Here is a 16,769-nt window from a genome sequence, read left to right as displayed (position 1 = left end):
GATGCCGTCGCTGATGCGCCCAAAGCGGCGGTAGTCGTGGCTCTCCGACAGCAGGCGGCCGTCATGGCCGCGCTGCAACAACGTGATGTGAATGTGGCGCGGATCGTGGCGTACCGCCTCCCAGGCGTAGCCTTCGGCGTTGCCGGTGAACTCCCCCACTACCCGCCGCGCGATCGTCGACCAATCGCGATCCGACAACACCCGATCCTCGGGCGCGGCGGCGACCGCCAGCCGGATCACCCGGCCGCGCTTGCCTGACACGTTGTCGCCGTCATCGCGAATCTTGGCCTGCATAGTTCGGGCACGCGCGCGCCAGTCCCGGCCCGCCACCGTGCCCGCGACACGGCGCGGACTGTGGTGCTCCATCGCCCGACCCGGCCCGTAGTCATACGCCAGAGCCTTACCCGCATGCACCCCACGGGTGCGCTTGATGATCACCGCCGAGACCCCCACCGACTCAGCCGCGTCGCCGCGGCGGCCAGGGCGTCATCAGCAGCGGCCACCGCGGCCGCCTCGCCGCGGTCGGCGGCCACGTCACCCGCCTGCACGAGCAGCCCAGCAATTCGGCCGGCAACGGTGCGTGCCTCGCCGGTTTCCTCGGTCGGTCGCCGCGCCTGGTGCTCGTCAACGGCGGCCGCCACACTGTCCCGCACCCACGCCCCGAAGCCCATGCCGTTCAACCGCGCCGCGTCCCGCATCGCGGCCTGCAACCGCGGGTCCAGCCTCAAGAACACCAGCCGATCCCGCTTGCCCACACACAACGCCGGCTCCTTGGCCCCGCGCGGCTGGTCGCGTCCAAGCCGCTCAGCGGCCGCCGCCACCTTCGCCGCCGCCCCGGTGATCGATCCCGCCGCCGAACCCCGCATGTACCGCTGACGTACCGCCTCATTCAGCGCCGTACCGGCGCGCGCCAGCGCGGCGACCTCGGCCGGTGACGGCGACGGAATCGGCTGCCGGAAACCCGGCGCATCCAGCGCCGCCAACGCCGCAGCGAGCACCGCGCCAGCGGTGCCGCCTTCTCCCCCGCGCCAGTGGGCGGCCACCGGCCCCCACACCAGCGCGGTCGTCCGCCCCGTCAAGGGCGGCGAATCCGCGACCGCTTCCACGCTGATCAGCGTACACACGACCTCCGTCGTGCAGCGGCATTTGTGCCGCCCCCGCGAAGCGGGCAAGGGCGAAAGCTATGAGGCGCAGCCGATATAGGTTTCGCATACCTTGCTACGTAGTGAGAGGGGACGGCCCCTGAAGTTGTTGACAGGCAAAGTCCGTCCCCTCTCACGCAGTGGAAGGAACGGCCCGCACAAAGCGGCACAGCCGGGGGTAGGCGAATGCACGAGCGCCAGCGAGTGCGAGACACCCCCGGCAGGGCCGCCCGCGGGCCGTTCCGCCTGGGAGCGCTGCGCCGCTCCCGCACACCGCCAGGTGTGCATCCGGCGCGCACGCAGTGCGCGGCCCGGCCACCCGACCGGGACCGGCGGCTACCATCGGCAGCCATGACCAAGCCGGACCAGGAACGCATCGAAGCGGCACTTTCAGAGCTACGCACGGAGGCCACCGCCGCCCTCGCCCGACTCACCAACCACCGCGACCGCGCAGCGCAGCTGCGCGCCGAAGCCGACAACGAACTCCGGGCCTACGCCACCGAATACCGGACCATCCGCGCCCGCGGATTCTTCACCGCTGCCCAGCTGAAAACCCTGGGGTTTATTGCACCGCGAACGCGCCAACGGCGCGCCAAACGTGCGCCGTGATGGCGCACCAACCGCGCCACTTTTCCGGGCCAATATGGCGCGGATTTCAGCGCGAGCAGCCGCAATCCGCGCCGCCTGCTCAGCCGTAAACGGAACTGAATCAACACCCGCTTTTTGCTGGTTCTTGTCCGTGCTCGCGGCGGCTACGCCGCCGCCGTTCTGCGGCCCATCGGACCGCAGTTGCAACCGCCGCAAGCGGTACGCCAGGAACGCGCCAGGGCGCGTAATGCGGTCCGGCCAGGACCATCCGTGAGCCTTCATGTCGGCATTCAGGGCGTCGGTAATCGCACGCGCCGACCAGACCGCTGGGTCAATACCAGCGGCTGTCAAGGCATCGCAAACGCTACCGATGTGGCCTCGTCCGGTGCCGTGTGTGCGAGCCACTAGCGCCGCGGCTAACCGTTGAATGGCCAGCGGCCGGGGCGCCCGGTTTGGCCGGCGTTTTGGTGTTGTCGAAATTTCCTCGGCACGCTCGCGCGTGCTTGGTGAGTGAGTCGAAACGGGACTAGAAGAAACCACAGCCGCCTTCGGCGGTAGGTGGAAATCTGCCGCCGAAGGCGCGGCCTCCCGGCGCGGCACCAGATGGTAGATGCTCGGCCTCCGACCTTCGGCCGGTGTACCTGGCGAGCCGTGTCCCCGCGCCGCCTCAACGGCCCACCCCGCGACCCTCAGCACTCGCCAAGCGGTCGTGACGGTACGCGGTTCACAACCGGCCACGGCCGCGATTCGGGCGCGCGTAATCGCAACATTTCGGCCGGTGCGGTGGTCCGCAGCATCAGCCATTACGGCGGCGATAGCGCACAATCTGGAACCGGCGATCGACACCCGCTCAGCCGCACATAACGACTCCAACGCTGACGACTTCGCCCACTGATGCAGCCCGGCCAACCAGCCGTCCCGGCTGGACCACATCGGTACTCCTGAGCCGCACGCACCCGCTCGTTCGACCCACGGGCGCACCGGCAACGCGCGATGGCGCGGCGATAAGCCGGTAAGAATGTCACGATTTGCGCAGCCGCCGCGCGCCGCATCTGGAGCGGGCTTAAAGCGTGCGCTACCGTGAGACGAGTCGGTCAAGACACGTCCCTTTCGGGGGGCAATGGGTGAGGACCCGGAACCGAGCTGCGAACTCGGTTCAAACCCTCCGAAAAGGGCCCCGCTTAGGCGGGGCCTTCGTCGTATCAGGGGGGCTAGATCCACACCGCTATGGAATTTTTTAAGCCATCAGCCCGGACGAATCCGGGCCACGCGGTTCACATCGCCAGCCGCAAAACCCCCTTACCAACGTTTCGCGCAAGGTCTGGACGCCCGACGTGCAGGGCCAGCACATCGGCGAAGTACTGCGCGGCCGACAACCCGGCCGCCGCAGCGCAGGAACGTACCGCCTCCCAGACCGGCCTAAGTAGGCGTGTCTGCAAAAGGCATGTACTCGGGAGTGGCCGAGACCGAGACGACGGGGAAAGGTCCGTGGCGATGTCTAAGCCTTCGTGCTTACCGAGGTCACGAACGAGGTCTGGACGGCCTACGTGCAGAGCAAGCACGTCGGCCAGGTACTGCGAGACCGGCAGGCCCGCAGCCGCAGCGCGCGCCTGCACCGCCTCACACACCGGGGGCGGTAATTGGGGCGTCTGCAACAGCAGTCGATCGCCTTTATGTGGCTGCGCCATGTGCATCACACTGCCGCGAGTAGGGCAATCTGATTGGCCGACACGCCGTGCGGCCCCGGAGTTGTCTTAACCTAGAGAACCCTCCCCTAGCTAGGTTGTTTACCGGTTGGCTGCAATAGCTTGGGTGACCTGCTCGGCCAACTTGTCATCGTTCAGAAGCCTGTCAACGAGCACCGCAAGGACTTCTTGCCCGGTAACTCGCGCCAGCCCCAGCCGATCGGCAGCCCCGCTTTGCCATGCATCGAGGGCACGGTGAGCAGTCGGTGATAGGTCGACAGTGCGCCTCACGTTCTTCTGCCGGATGACCGGAGCGGACGAGAGCGGAGCGACGGCCGCACCTGCGGCCTCATTTTCAGCAGCCTGGCTGACTGGCAAGTCCTCTACAGCCTGGTTGGCCGGCCTTTTTACGCGCAATCGTTCGGCGTTGGCTTTGATCTTGTCTGCGGCGCTGCTCATATGAGCCATTCTCCCTAGTCAGAACACATGTACGTATGTCAGTAGATCAGTATCTACTCAGGAATGGCGTTCAACAGCTCGGCCGCAATGTCGCCGTAGGCGGTAGCGGCCGCGTTGGTGATCGGCAGCCCGAACGCCTGGGCAAAGCGTTCCAAACGGCCCACAGTGGGGCCTAAGACGCGCACACCGTCATCGATGAGGAGCTGCCGGTACACCTCGGTGCTGGCCGCGTTGGGCACCGTGCGCGTAAGGACCACGGCCAACTGCGCCGGGTCACCTGCCGCCAGGGGGGCCGCCTCGTCTACCAACTCGCGGATTGCGGGCAGCCGGGCATACTCCATCCCGGTCGGTGCCATGGGCACCAGTACATGGGTCGCGAGCCGGATTGCCGACGCGACGACACTTGCGCCGGTTGGCGACCCATCCGCGCGTCGCGGCATCATCGGTGGGGTGTCGATGACTACGCACTCGTAGCGATCCCCGACGATGCCGGGCAACTTCTGGTGCAGCTTGTCGCTCGGCTGCCCGATCACGCTGATATCCCAATCCCCAGCATCAGACCAAGCCATCAGCGATTGATTCTCGCCATCGGCATCAACTGCGATGACGGATAGACCGGCCTCGGCCAGAGCGTGAGCAACAAACGCCGCTGTCGTGGTTTTGCCGGTGCCGCCTTTGAGGTTGGCCACCACGATGGTCATAACTGGTGCCATTGAGTCCAATTTCCTATTTCAGTAGCTACGGACCTGCGCATGTCAGTAGCTCAGTACATCATGTCGTCAAGCCCTTCGCATATATCAGTAGATCAGGATTTACTGATATACTGATATAGCCACTGCGCCACGGACGGATTTGAGGTGCGGCAGCTAGACGCTTTCCTTACCGTGTCCCAAGTCGATGGGAGAGTTATCGCATGACTGAAATCGCTGCTACGGAGTACGCGCGGGCGCTGATAGGTGCTGCGGTGGTCGTCGTCATGGTCGCGGCGGCAGCCCCGGCCGTGGCCGATCCCGTGCCCCCGGCACCAGGTGACTGCGGGGGGCACTACACGTTTGAGATTCCCACCGACCATGCGGTGCCCCCGCTCGGCATACCGGTACCACCCGACCAGAATTTGCGGGCACCAGCGCCAGCGCCGAGAGCGTGTGCTGATGGCCGGTGATCCTTACCCGTTCGCCCGGAACTGGGAGCAATACCAAGCTCTTGTCGGCCAATTGCAGGCGCACCAAATTCAGCTAGATGCCGCTTGGAGGCATTACAGCGTCTTTGGCGCTCGGTTGGGCCGGGTACTGAACGAGGCGCGGTTCGGCGTCCTGGAATTGGGCTGGCGCGACCGCCTCAGCGCGACCGCGACGACTACACAGGAGCTTGACACCGATAGCCCGGCCGAGCGGGCGTGCCGCGAGGCCGAAAACCTCGCCCTACACGAGGTCGTGATGACACCCGCGGCGGACTGGGAACCATACGCCGCGGGTGGCGACTGGAGGCGCGCATTGGCGAGCTGGGCCGCCGCGATGCATGACCTTACGAATACGCGCTACCGCACCAAGCGGTGGTTGAGTGACATTGGCCGCCGCGGCGTCACACCTGGCGGCTTGACCGAGCGTCCAGTCATCGACACATCGAATATCGACGAAATTCTGGAAGCCCGCGAGCACGACGCTATTGAGGCATCCCAGCGTGCCGGACTCGCCGCGGGTGGCGAGTCCGCGGACTGGCGGGGTTGGTACCGCGCCCGAATTCTCGAAACGTGGTCCCCTGCAGACGATTCGACCTTTCGGCTGTACTACTCAGTCGAGCGCCTTCTTGCCGAGCTAGACCGAAACGATGGATGCGTCACCGGAGGCAACCAGATCACGATCATCGAACACTTACCCAACGCCTGGCGGCTCCCTCCACCCGGCCCGTAGGTTCGCCAGGCTCCGCTTCGAACTTGTTTACCCGAAAAGAGAGGTCGATCCGATTGGACATCGAACGGACCCAGATTCACCCTGAGGCGCTGGCCGCCGCGACCACCCAGTCCGCCGCTACCGCGGCGGCCAGGGCCCCCCGGACCGTCACGTCACCGCCGCCCGACGCTGCCGGATCACCGGTCGATGTTGCAGCAGTCGCCGCCGCCGCGACTATCCAGAGTGCCCTGATAGAGCAGGACACCGCGGACGTAGCCGCAGTGTCCAAGCAGACCGCCGCACTCGCACACGGGCTGCCGGTCCTGGTTCATCAAGACCAGGACAACGCGGCCAACATCATGCGCGCAGCTCAGGGCCTCCCTTTGCCCGAAGGCAAAGTCTGGTCGGCCTGATGCCGGATCGCATCACCCCGCCCTATCTCACGGGACCCGACCCCCGCACCGTCGAGCCGCCGCCGAGTCGCCGCGGCACCTGGTGGGCAGTGGGGACAGCAGCCGTCGTCAGCGCAGCGTTAGGGGCAACGCTCGCGGGATTGATCACCGCACGGGTCAACAGCGGCAATGCCGCGCCGCCGCCGGTAACCTCCACGGTTTCTGTCACCGCGCAAACAACAACCCCGGCACCGTTGCCAGCCGCGGCGGCCGATCGGTCAACGTGCCAGGCATACAGCAGCGCGGGCAAGCTACTGGAATCCGCAACCCGCACACTGCAAGTCATCCCCGCGAACAAAACGGTGCTTGATCCCGCTGTAAGGACCGCCCCCGACATGGCAGCCGCCGTCCAAGAAGCGGCCGCCCTCTACGGTCAGGCCGCCGACGCGATGAAACGGGGAATCTCCCCTGGCACGTCCCGCATTCTCGCTGATAGCGCCACCGCTTTGAATGGGGCGCTCTCGTCCATGGCAACGGCCTACCGAACCTACGATCCCAACGTGGGCGACGTGTACGAGGTCGGCAAAGCCGCTGACGGGGCCATGGCCGCGCTCTGCACGAGACTGGCCCCACCGTGAGCACTGTCTGTGGGGGTGACGTCCCAAAGCCCACCTCGGCCCACGCTGATGTCATCCTGCGAGCCCTATGGCCGATGCAATCTGAAAGTGCCTGGGGCGCTTTCGCTGCCTCACTCAAAGCTGAAGCCCTGCGGCTGTTTAGCGAAGACGACCAGCAGCATGCGATTCTGCGACAGGTCGCAACCGATCAGGATGGCCCGTTCATCGACGCCGCAACCCGCTTGGTGACGATCAGTAGCACTACCTTGGCAGCGCGGTACAAAACGTACGCGGCCACCAGTGAGACCGCCGATGCTGTCGCGCGGCGCATCTGGGCAACAAAGCTGTGTATGGCCGAAAGCGTGGACAACGCCCAAACCACTATCACCGCCGCCGAGAACGAACTGAACCCGAAGATCATGGCCTCCCAAACGGCCGGCCAGGCCGCCCTAGCCGCGGCGCTCAAGGGCGAACTCGACGGCCGCACAACGGCCGCCATCACCCTCGCTCAAAGCGAAGTAGTCAGTGCGGCCGCCGAAGGTTCTTCTGCCATCACAGCCTTAGCCGCGAAAGTGGTTGCCACCCAACCGAAGAGTCACGGAAACTCCGCCCCTACCCTGCCTGCCCCCCCGATGTCATCGGGGGGCACCGGTCAGTCTCGACCACCCGGCGCTCACGGCGTGGATTACCACCGATCCCTCAACGGCTCCGATCGGGCGGGACTCCCCGAGAGCACCACAGACCGTGGCCACCTACCCCGTAATAGCCGGGACGCGCGGGCACCCGGACCGGAAACAACCAGCGGAACCCCCGACAAGACCGGCGGCTCGCCGAACAGCGCGCCGCCTTTCGCAGCGTCCGCGCCAAGCTCGGGCACCAATTCAACGACCGGGGGCAGCCCCTCATCTGTTCTCGCGTCCATGATCAAGCCCCCCACATCGACAGGCCCACCGGCCTCGGGCGCGGGATCATCTTCGGCCGCCGGATCACCTTCCGGGATTACCGGGCCGCCAGGGCAGCAGCCAACGACCACCAGCCGCCCTGGCACGGGGATCAGCCGCGCCATCAGCGCGGCGAGCGCGGGCATCACGATTGCAGAGACTGCCGCGCGTACGGGTACCGGCGCGATCGCCGCCACATCGTCCGCCCTAGGCGCAGCAACCAATACCAGTGGACAAGTAGCCGCCCAACCTACCGCGGTCGCTCCGAACACCATGACTTCCCCGATTACCCCGCCCACTGCGGCACCTCTAGTAGCGATGCCCTCTACGGCGACACCCACGGCCACCGGGGGATCCGCAAGCCCGCCGCCCAGTGGGATGCCCGGCCTACCAGTTACGCCGTCGCCGGTAGCAGCCGCCGGATCTGTGCCAGAACCACTGCCCATGACGCAGATGCGCGCACTCGGCGGCGGATCACCAGCGCCGACCGGCGAGACGCTGACCGGTCAGGCCGCAGAGGCGGCCCGGTCAATCCTGGAAACGCTCATCGCGCAAACCTGGCACGTCGGGTACGGCGGCACAGAATTCTCCTGGGCTGTTTCCGTAATTGCCGACCGCACAGGCCAATTCACTGCATGGCTAGCCAGCAGCGAAGGGCCGTCGTACGTACCGCGCGGCGTCCGTCTCCCCACCGCCGTCCGCCTGGCCGTCACCGATCAGATCGTCGGCCGCGAACTATGGGAGACCTCCGCACAACACGGCGGTGCGGACCCGATCAAGCTGCTGGTACAGCACGCGCAGATGCTCGATGCGGCCGCCGCTGGAACCCGTGTGCTGGCATTGGCCGCGGCCGTACCTCGCGAGCATCTAGCCGACTGGGCCTCGCAGGTTGGCGCCCGCCCAGTGAGCCTCGATCCCCGCCTCGTCGCCGCCGCCGCCGCGGCACCTGGTGCCGGACAGCACCGCTGCGAGGCAGTCATGCCCTGGGAATGGCAACAGGCCAACACGTTTCACGAACGCAAACGCCGCAAGGTGGCCGCACAGTGCGCGACCGCAGCCACCGAAGCGGGCCACCTGAATAACCCCGCATGTCGACGCGTCATCGACGCGTTCACGCGGGGGCAAGCAATCACCGAGTCCGACTGGGCCGACATCACGCAAGCACACGTTGAAGCGTGGGTGGACTACGACCTGGCCCGGATGGCCGCACACGCTATCGGCGGCTCCACCGATCCCTCACCGATTGAGTGGACGTTTCGCACGGCACGGGCAGCCGAAGTCGTTGAATGCCTCCGAGAAGCCAACTCGGCCGCCGGTTGCGCGGATCTGCTCTATGCCTCGCGCCTGGCCGGTGCCCCTCTTAGCGCCGCCATGGCATGAGCCGAAAGGAGCAGCCAAAGTGTCAGACCCGGTAGAGAGAATTCCGCTATGACCAATCCAAACGACCACACCGCCCGCGCCGCCCAGCTGGCCACCGCTATGGAGGGGCTTAAGAATGCCGCGATGCGGAGCTGTGATGCACCCGCGCTGGGGCTTGCGGCTCTCCCCGTTCGCGGGATTGCGACATTCACGGATCGCGAATCGGCCTACTTGCCGAGCATTCTGACCATCGCCGAGGAAATCTACGCAACCGCCCTCATGATCGGCGCTGGGGTGGACGTCGGAGGGGTCGTTACCGCTCGATCAGGGGTGCCGTCCCCGGCTGCTCGCGCCGTAGTCGAAGAAGCCTTGCGACGTACCGCGGCCGATCCCCACCGAAATTCCCTCCCGCTCCCTGAGCCTGGGATTGGAGATCAGCAGTGGGACGACTACCGGCGAAAGTCGAACGAAACTGTCCAATAATCGGTCGGTATTGCGACACCTACGGGCCTGCGGAGTCGACGTGCAGGAATGCTCGCCGCTGGGTGTGTCAAAACCGTGTGCCTGAATCGTCGGGCCGGATACAGGGGATTTGGAACACGACGGCTCCCGCCCGACCCCTGCGGGCTCGGTTGGGTCTGGATGGTTGCTGCCGCACCTGGGAACGCCACTCAACGTAGTTACTGATCTACTGAGATACTGATATCCTGCTTTGTATGAGCGACCAGGGACCACGGAGCGGAAGCCAGATGAGCGCGGCCGAGCACTGGCAAGCGTGGCTAGATCGCTACGGCGACGATTACGACACCGACGAGCAGCGCCGCGCGGCCTACCGCGACTTTCAGGCGAACCGGGCCGAGATTCAAGCCGTGTTCTCGCAGGCTGATGACATGCACGTGGCTGGTTACCTTGAAGCTCAAGAGCGGGTGGCTAGCGGTGACGCGGACAGCCCCGCCGATGCCGAACTGTGGGCACCGGTTGATCTCACCGGCCCGGCTCGCGCGGATTGGCTCGAAGGCTTCCGCTCCCACTTCGAGCCGGGCTGACGCTTTGCGCTGGTCACGCGTGTGCGTGCGTCCGTGCACCCCGTCCCGCTAGCGTCCCTGACCATGCGAGTGGGTGTGTACATCGACGGATTCAACCTCTACTACGGCGGCCGCGGCCTGTGCGGGAAAGGCGTTGCGGGCTGGCGCTGGCTCGACGTGCGCGCCCTGGCCGCGCGGCTCGTGTCGAATCACTCGACGTGGACCGGCGCAACCATTGAGCGGGTCGTCTACTGCACGGCCGTCATCTCCGGTGCGGACAACCCGGTGGGCAACCGGGAGCAAGACGCGTACCTGCGGGCGCTGCGCCGCTCCCAGACAGCCGACCGCATCGAACTGGGCAACTACGTGCATCGGGTGTCGGTGGGACCGCTGGCCACCCCAGACCGTAATGGCCGCCCGATCCTGACTCACCCTGGCGGGCCGGTGATGGTCAAAGACAGCGGCGGCCAGGACGATCCCGGCGCGGTGTTCATGGTGTCGGTGGCTCGACGCGAGGAGAAGGGCTCAGACGTCAACGTGGCGGCACATCTGCTGCTCGACGTGCTCGAACAGCGCATCGACGCCGCCGTGGTGGTCAGCAATGACAGTGACCTGAAATTTCCGGTGCAGACCGCACGCGATCGGGTGCCGGTCGGGACGGTCAACCCCTCGCGCAGTCACACGGCGGGCAAGCTGCGCGGCTCGCCAGCGGACGGCGTCGGTAATCACTGGTGGTACCAGCTCACCGCGGCCGACTTCCAGGCGTGCCAGTTGCCCGACCCGGCGGCCGGTGTGCAGAAGCCGCCGCCGTGGTGACAACCCCGACAAGGGAGGGGAATTGCGTGGAAGCAACCAGCGTTGCATAATTACGCCATACCACCCGTCCCTACTGGGGGCGGGTTTTTTCATGCCGAAATGGCCTCTGGTGGTGGAGATTGTCAGCGGTGGTGGCTAACGTCCACAACACGACATTTTCCCAGCTAGGAGGGGGGCATATCGTGTCACAACCGCAGCTGCAAGCCGGGCATTGGTACCTCGTATATAGCCAGGAGGCCGGTCACGGCTCGATTCGGGCCTACATGGCGGACGGCGGCTGGACGCCCGCTCAGCCGCCGCCAAGCGGGTTGATCTGCGAAATGAGCCGCACTCACCACCCCGATAACGTCGAGGTTGGCGAGGACATCGAGGTCACCGGCTGGGACCGGCTCGTCATCGAGCACCAATACCCGCCCGCGGCCGCGGAGCCCCTCGTCGCGCGCGCAATTCGGGCGATGGCCGAAGGGATCTGCCAGGCCACAGGCCAGGAGTGGGACCAGCATTGGAGTTGGGATCAGGACGCCGAACCGGAGATCACCAACAACCGACACGTGCGGTTTCTGATGATCGCGTGCGACCTGGTGAAACAGGTGGGCGACAACCCGCAGGTTCGCGACTGGGATGAGGTGGTGTCCACCCTCGGCCCGCCCGAAGGCATCTTTAGGCCGCGGCGGTGGCCCGCTGAAACGATGCCCGGCGCGGTGCCGCTGCCCTACGCGTCGTAGCGCACTCCCGAACCGCTCCACCGCGCCGACGAGCGGCACGGTACTGCTCCCTGCTGCCCTTCCCCGATATAGGCCAGTGTCCGCGCTTGCGCGGGTGTGCTGTCAAGGCCGAAGCCGCCGCGGCGGTCGGCCGAAGGCCGAGCCTTGACAGCACACCCGCCCGCGGCAGAATCCCAAATCGGGGGAGGGCCGAAGGAAAAAGGCTGGCCAAAACTACGGCACCAAGGCCCGGTTGACTTTGACTGCGGATTCGGGAGTAGTTTGATCACGAATTCGGGAGTCGGTGTCATTCCCTGCGAAGTCACTGACTGTGAATTCTGGAGTCACCGGTCTGGCACAGCCACGGCGATGAGTGGGCGTGCGGGGCACATCAACACGGCCGCCGATAACGCCCGGACATGCAGATCGCCTACTCCTCCGCGAAGCTGAGACCCCGCTCCTCGAGTTCCTCGCGAAGGATCCGGACGGCCTTCGGACCCACGCCATGGATCTTTAGCAGCTCTTTCGGCGTGAGCGTGGTGAGCTGCCTATAGGTCGTGATGCCGTTGAGGGCCAACTCGCGGGGCGCGACCACGCCCATTCTGCTCGGAAATTCCGTGTCGCTCATGCTGGAGGAGTTTAGGAGGGGTAGCGGACAGATTCAGTCCTATGACTTGTCCGCCGTCGTGGCCTGGTCTTGGGCGAGCCAGTTACACCTCCGCCAAATCTCGGCAGGTGACTCCGAGATACGTAATCACGCCAAGCAGCGCCAGCCACCTCAACGGCTTCCAAATTCGCGATCAAACGACTCCAGAATTCGCGCACGAAATCACCCGGTAGACGCTGGACCGCGAGATACCAAGAGAACGAGCGATATTCGCTCGCGGAGTGCCTGCCTGATCGAGCGTGCGCACCGCCTCTATGGTCGACGCGGCAAGCTTCGGGCGGCCCGGCACACGCCCGGCCGCCCTGGCGGCCGCCACCCCGGCGGCCGACCGCTCGGCCGCTAACGCGCGCTCGAACTGGGCGACCGCGGCGAAGACGTGGAACACCAGACGGCCGCCCGCGGTCGTGGTGTCGATCGACTCCGTGAGGGACCGCAGCTCGACGCCGCGGGCGTCCAGGTCCTCGACCACACTCAGCAGGTGCGGCAGCGATCGGCCGAGCCGGTCCAGCCGCCACACCATCAGCACGTCACCGGCGCGCGCGTAGTCCAGGAGCGCGGCCAGCTCGGGGCGATCGTCGCGGCCGCCCGACATGGTTTCTGTCCAGACTCGTTCTGCGCCAGCAGCGTCCAACGCCTGCACCTGCATATCGGTGGTTTGGTGCGCGGTAGATACCCGCGCATAGCCCAGGACGCTCACTCGTCGCCCCGGTCGCCCGGTATGTCATCGATGTGTACCAACAGCGCCCCCGGCGGCTCGTCGGGCTCGCCCACGTCGATAGCCGCAAAGAGTGCGCCATCGCTGGGCACGTCGGCCCACTGCGCGGCGGCGGCCCGCCATACAGGCTCGCACCGCTCGCAGCCGCGGGCGTGCGCCAGATGGGCGAGCGCCACACACCAGTACGGCCGCCGAGTAAGGCCAATGATCTGGCCGCGCAGCACGGGTGACTGCTTCGGGTTCGTCGGGTGCGGGCGCAGCATGGTCGGCAGGTCGTCGGGCTCGAACATGACGGCCTGATTCCGCGCGTGCGGCTTGGCTCCCGGAATCCACAGCGCCCCGCCGCTGTGCAGCAGGTGCACGATGAGGTCGTGATAGTCGTCGGGTGTTTCGAGGGCTTGGGCCTGCATGGTTCGGATTCTCCTAGTGGGGTAGGACATTTCGGACCCAACCGAGCCCGCAGGGGTCGGGCGGGAGCCTAAAGACCGTAGGTACTGCGCTGCTGCCACCACGGGCTGATGGTGAGTAGTTCCCAACCCCGTGGCGACCAGTACAGGCCGCGGCCTGACGGAATGCCGGTGATGTCAGCGACGCTGAGCACCGCGGTTCGGTGACTGCTGTAGGAATAGCCCGGTTCGGATCGGCTGGTGCCGCCCCGGCGGCTACGGGTTCGACCGGGGGCACTGACGCCGATCGTCATGCGGTCGTACTCGCCCGACATCCGGGACAGCATTTCGGCGGTGTCGCGGTCAGCCATTCCCGACAAGATCAGTTTTTCGGGGAACAGGGTGAGAAACCCCTCCGCAGCGCGGCCCCAGCGGGCCCGTGCTTGTGAGAGGTCTTGGAAGGCCACGACCAGGTGCAGGCCTTGGCCGCCCGCCTCCGAGACGATGTTGGGCAGCGGAACCGGGGCGGTGTTGGCCGCCTCGTCTAGAACGAAAGTAACTGGCGCGTCTTGGGTTTCGGTGCCGAGGTCCACGGCCTGGCGGCGGTGATACTGGGCCAGGCGGATCGACTCCAAGAATCCGGCGATGAGCGGCGCGTAATCGCGCTGGCGGTCCACGGGTGCAGTGATGTAGACGGTATCGGTGCTGCGGACGAAGGCGTGCACGTCGAAATTCGGGTCGACTCCGGCACGCATCGCCGACGAGGACGTGTAAATGTTCATGATTCGGGCCAGGGTGGAGGCGATCGACTCGCGTTCCTTGTCGGGAACAGCGAGCATCGAATCCAGCAGTGTGGCGGCGATGTCCGCGCCGTCAATGCCGTCCTCCTGGGCGACGATCAGCACGGCTTCGGCCTCGGGGCCGGTCGCGGTGGGCGACATGCACCAGCGGGCCAGGGCGGCGATATCGCCGCCGGGCTGGGACAGCTTGGCGGCGTACAACAGCACCGACAGCCACGTCTCGGCCCGGTCCACCCAGTGGTCTCCGTCGTGAGATGCGCCAGCACCGCCCCGTGAGGGGCCGGTCAGGCGGGCGGCCACCGAGCGGGCGGCGTCCCAGTCGGTCACGTCGCACAGCGGATTCCACCGCAGGGCGATCACCCCGGCCGGTGGCGGCCCGCCACCGGGATCGAACAGCCAGCACCGCCCACGCTGCTGACGGGCTGCCATCGTGGCCGCCAAAACTTCGGCCTTCATCGAGGTACTGACGCACGCGGCGGGCGCGAACGCCACGGACGGCATGATGACGCCCTGGGTCTTACCCGAGCCGGGCGGGCCGATCACCAGGGCAGCGCCGCGCGGTGAGGCCGTGACAGTTGCGCCGCGATCGGTGGAACCGAAAAACCCGCCTGCCAGCGAGGGGAGATTGCTGGCCTGCGCCGCTTGGCGACCATCCCGCCCGAAAGACGATGTAGCGGAGCGCTTTCCAATTTTGGCGCCGCGGCCGGCGCTGGCCGCGGCGGATTTGCTGCGTTGGCGGTGCTGCGCGTAGCGCGGCCATCCGTAGAAGCCGAGCAGGTAGGCCGCCGCCGGAATGCCCCAGGCTGAGGCGAGGACCGCGATGGTGGCCACCGTGAACAGCACCCACCGCCCGGAGGCGAACCGCAGTCCTCGGCGGGCTTCGCCCGCGCCGACAGTTAGCGCGGCCGCGGCCATCACGGCGATGACCAGCCAGGCCGATTGTCCGTCAGCGCTGTGCCCGGTGGTGGTGCGGATCAGCAGCGGAATCGTCACGACCGCTCCCCCGGCGATGGCCCACCAGTAGCCGCCGGTCTTACCGAGCTGGATGCCGCCCGGTAAGTCCGGGTTATGCGATGGTCCCCAGGACCGTTGATGTTCCATCAGTGCGGCCCCCTCACGGCGTCGCCGTGGTTCCAGTGACCCGTTTGCGCATCGGGTCATAGCGCCATTCGTAGCCCGGCCATCCAACCTCGCGGGCATAGCGGCTTAGCTCCGCGAGTTCACCGGGGGCGTGCTGCCAGCCCGGTCCACACGTCGCGTCAATCTCTGCGGGGTACTGGCCGCCGTCCTCGCGCCGCCACCGCCGTGCCCGCACCCGGCCCGGCGCAGGGTGTCCGTGGCCGAGCACCTGATCAGCGCGCCCGGCGAAGGCCATCACGGTCCGCTGTCGGCGGGCCGCCGCCGCCAGCCCCGGCCACGCGGCCACGGCCACCACCGCGGCGACGAGGCCCGCCAGCCACAGCCGGGAGACAAGAACCAGCCCGACACCGAAGGTCGCCGCGGCCAGGACCGCGGCCGCGGCCGTCGCGGGGACGATCGGCACCGCATCGACTCCACCCCTGCGCCACCAGCGCATCCAGGCCGCCGCGGCGATGACACACACGGCCACCCCGACCGCCCCAGCCGCGAGGACCGCCGCGGCGATCCATCCGGCCGTGGTGAGATGCCATCCCGGCGCGGGCCGCCAGCCCGTGACCGTCTCCGGGTTGAACGGGTCACCGTGAAACGGGGTCCGGTTCGGCTCAGCCAGCCCGTACGGGACCACGGCGGCCAAGACCGCAGAGCGGTTCGCCCAGGCCGCCACCGCCAGGACCGCGACCGCCAGCGCAATCCACAGCCGGTCAGTGTCGGTAATGGTGTCATCGGTCTCGGTGCTCATCGGTCGCGCCCTTGCCCGCCCCGCTGCTGCTCGCGGACCTGCTGCCGCTCCTCCTGGCGTCGAGCGGCTTCGGCGCGGGCTGCGGCGGCCCGTTGGTCACGCTGCTGCTCTTTCGAAGCCCGCTCGGTCTCAGATCGGTCGGCCGGTGAGCGCGGGCCAACCGGCCCGGCCGGTAGGGACTGTTCTTCTGGGCGGCGGCGTCGCATGGAGACCACGGCGTTGCCGTGCTCATCACTGCCCAGGACTCGGGTGCCGGTCCACGTCTCGTAGCCGCCTCGGTCTTGAGTGGCCTGCGCCGTCGCCTCGTCAAGCCGCGCAGTCCATTGGGCATCAGACAGCAGGACGCGCCCGTTCCGGTCGCGCGGGACCGGAACCGTGAACGTCAGTTCTTCGTCCATGTGGTGGGCGTCCTCTCATCCTCAACGCAGGTGTGACGTGACGCTAACCGGACGGCGCGACACCGAGAAGGGATCACCGTTCACGTCCTCCGCGTTCGCGCGCGTCGCGCGCCCGGCGCTGTTGGCGCGCTTGGTTGCGCCGCTGGGCTTCCTCGAGCGCGGCGGCCATCCGCTCCTCGCGGCCCGGCGCGCTCGCCTCGCGACGCCGCGGCGGCTGGCGATCGGGCGCGGCCCGCTCAGTGGTGCGGGTAGCCGCACGACTGCGCTTTGCGCCGCGCTCCAACCGGGTCAGGTCGTAGTCCCGTTC

18 protein-coding genes and 2 pseudogenes are annotated in these 16,769 nt (G+C 67.1%); 8 read left to right on the top strand and 12 right to left on the bottom strand.

Features of this window, described 5'->3' with window-relative positions; genetic code table 11:
- Together AC5Y5Z_RS24990 and AC5Y5Z_RS24985 are read right to left on the bottom strand one after the other, a co-directional pair.
- Positions 1-438: pseudogene (locus AC5Y5Z_RS24990) on the bottom strand (hypothetical protein); the annotation flags it as partial.
- Positions 435-1,106, bottom strand: coding sequence for a hypothetical protein (locus tag AC5Y5Z_RS24985; RefSeq protein ID WP_499928173.1), 672 nt, complete (start codon positions 1,104-1,106; stop codon positions 435-437). The pseudogene AC5Y5Z_RS24990 and the gene AC5Y5Z_RS24985, both read right to left, overlap by 4 nt.
- Before the next feature lie 387 nt (positions 1,107-1,493).
- Here AC5Y5Z_RS24985 and AC5Y5Z_RS24980 point away from each other — a divergent pair, with 387 nt between their 5' ends.
- Positions 1,494-1,751 carry a hypothetical protein gene (locus AC5Y5Z_RS24980; protein WP_499928171.1) on the top strand — a complete coding sequence of 86 codons (258 nt, stop codon included), beginning with the start codon at positions 1,494-1,496 and terminating at the stop codon, positions 1,749-1,751.
- Between the two features lie 1,766 nt (positions 1,752-3,517).
- Here AC5Y5Z_RS24980 and AC5Y5Z_RS24975 read toward each other — a convergent pair.
- Together AC5Y5Z_RS24975 and AC5Y5Z_RS24970 are read right to left on the bottom strand one after the other, a co-directional pair.
- Complete coding sequence (locus AC5Y5Z_RS24975) at positions 3,518-3,874, bottom strand: hypothetical protein (protein ID WP_499928169.1); 357 nt, start codon at positions 3,872-3,874, stop codon at positions 3,518-3,520.
- A 53-nt stretch (positions 3,875-3,927) separates the two neighbouring features.
- Positions 3,928-4,575, bottom strand: coding sequence for a nucleotide-binding protein (locus tag AC5Y5Z_RS24970; RefSeq protein ID WP_499928167.1), 648 nt, complete (start codon positions 4,573-4,575; stop codon positions 3,928-3,930).
- Between the two features lie 450 nt (positions 4,576-5,025).
- On the opposite strand from AC5Y5Z_RS24970, the gene AC5Y5Z_RS24965 reads away from it, so the two are divergent.
- The 3 genes from AC5Y5Z_RS24965 to AC5Y5Z_RS24955 are packed head-to-tail and all read left to right on the top strand — an operon-like array spanning position 5,026 to position 6,793.
- Complete coding sequence (locus tag AC5Y5Z_RS24965; RefSeq protein WP_499928165.1) at positions 5,026-5,784, top strand: hypothetical protein; 759 nt, start codon at positions 5,026-5,028, stop codon at positions 5,782-5,784.
- Positions 5,785-5,837: 53 nt separating this feature from the next.
- Positions 5,838-6,176 carry a hypothetical protein gene (locus AC5Y5Z_RS24960; RefSeq protein ID WP_499928163.1) on the top strand — a complete coding sequence of 113 codons (339 nt, stop codon included), beginning with the start codon at positions 5,838-5,840 and terminating at the stop codon, positions 6,174-6,176.
- Positions 6,176-6,793 (top strand): hypothetical protein, encoded by a 618-nt coding sequence (locus tag AC5Y5Z_RS24955; protein ID WP_499928161.1) that lies wholly within the window; start codon positions 6,176-6,178, stop codon positions 6,791-6,793. The genes AC5Y5Z_RS24960 and AC5Y5Z_RS24955 overlap by 1 nt, the downstream gene beginning before the upstream one ends.
- Positions 6,794-6,980: 187 nt before the next feature.
- Here the strand turns inward: AC5Y5Z_RS24955 and AC5Y5Z_RS24950 are convergent, their stop codons facing one another.
- The gene (locus AC5Y5Z_RS24950; protein WP_499928159.1) at positions 6,981-7,193 is read right to left on the bottom strand and encodes a hypothetical protein; all 213 of its coding nucleotides are present in this window, start codon (positions 7,191-7,193) and stop codon (positions 6,981-6,983) included.
- Positions 7,194-8,157: 964 nt separating this feature from the next.
- On the opposite strand from AC5Y5Z_RS24950, the gene AC5Y5Z_RS24945 reads away from it, so the two are divergent.
- The 4 genes from AC5Y5Z_RS24945 (at position 8,158) to AC5Y5Z_RS24930 (ending at position 11,638) form a co-directional block, all read left to right on the top strand.
- Positions 8,158-9,093, top strand: coding sequence for an EspK C-terminal domain-containing protein (locus AC5Y5Z_RS24945; RefSeq protein ID WP_499928157.1), 936 nt, complete (start codon positions 8,158-8,160; stop codon positions 9,091-9,093).
- A gap of 695 nt (positions 9,094-9,788) precedes the next feature.
- Entirely contained in the window at positions 9,789-10,118 is a 330-nt protein-coding gene (locus tag AC5Y5Z_RS24940; protein WP_499928155.1) for a hypothetical protein, read from the top strand.
- Positions 10,119-10,181: 63 nt separating this feature from the next.
- Entirely contained in the window at positions 10,182-10,913 is a 732-nt protein-coding gene (locus AC5Y5Z_RS24935; protein WP_499928153.1) for an NYN domain-containing protein, read from the top strand.
- Positions 10,914-11,095: 182 nt separating this feature from the next.
- Positions 11,096-11,638 (top strand): hypothetical protein, encoded by a 543-nt coding sequence (locus AC5Y5Z_RS24930; RefSeq protein WP_133057354.1) that lies wholly within the window; start codon positions 11,096-11,098, stop codon positions 11,636-11,638.
- 409 nt (positions 11,639-12,047) lie between these two features.
- Here AC5Y5Z_RS24930 and AC5Y5Z_RS24925 read toward each other — a convergent pair whose 3' ends face one another.
- From AC5Y5Z_RS24925 to AC5Y5Z_RS24895, 7 genes and pseudogenes are all read right to left on the bottom strand, one after another.
- Positions 12,048-12,245: a helix-hairpin-helix domain-containing protein gene (locus AC5Y5Z_RS24925; protein ID WP_499928151.1), complete on the bottom strand. Its 198-nt coding sequence runs from the start codon at positions 12,243-12,245 to the stop codon at positions 12,048-12,050.
- A gap of 172 nt (positions 12,246-12,417) precedes the next feature.
- Entirely contained in the window at positions 12,418-12,981 is a 564-nt protein-coding gene (locus AC5Y5Z_RS24920) for a recombinase family protein (RefSeq protein WP_499928149.1), read from the bottom strand.
- Positions 12,978-13,409, bottom strand: coding sequence for a hypothetical protein (locus tag AC5Y5Z_RS24915; protein WP_499928147.1), 432 nt, complete (start codon positions 13,407-13,409; stop codon positions 12,978-12,980). The genes AC5Y5Z_RS24920 and AC5Y5Z_RS24915 overlap by 4 nt, the downstream gene beginning before the upstream one ends.
- A gap of 68 nt (positions 13,410-13,477) precedes the next feature.
- Positions 13,478-15,286 carry a type IV secretory system conjugative DNA transfer family protein gene (locus tag AC5Y5Z_RS24910; RefSeq protein WP_499928144.1) on the bottom strand — a complete coding sequence of 603 codons (1,809 nt, stop codon included), beginning with the start codon at positions 15,284-15,286 and terminating at the stop codon, positions 13,478-13,480.
- 13 nt (positions 15,287-15,299) lie between these two features.
- On the bottom strand, positions 15,300-16,064 hold the full coding sequence (locus tag AC5Y5Z_RS24905) for a hypothetical protein (RefSeq protein ID WP_499928142.1): 765 nt from the start codon (positions 16,062-16,064) through the stop codon (positions 15,300-15,302).
- Entirely contained in the window at positions 16,061-16,462 is a 402-nt protein-coding gene (locus tag AC5Y5Z_RS24900; protein ID WP_499928141.1) for a hypothetical protein, read from the bottom strand. The genes AC5Y5Z_RS24905 and AC5Y5Z_RS24900 overlap by 4 nt, the downstream gene beginning before the upstream one ends.
- A 73-nt stretch (positions 16,463-16,535) precedes the next feature.
- Positions 16,536-16,769 (bottom strand): annotated as a pseudogene (locus AC5Y5Z_RS24895) (hypothetical protein); the annotation flags it as partial.

Source organism: Mycobacterium sp. NGS29 (assembly GCF_059812965.1).
Note: the sequence above shows the minus strand (reverse complement) of the source record. Positions and strands in the feature narration are given on the sequence as shown.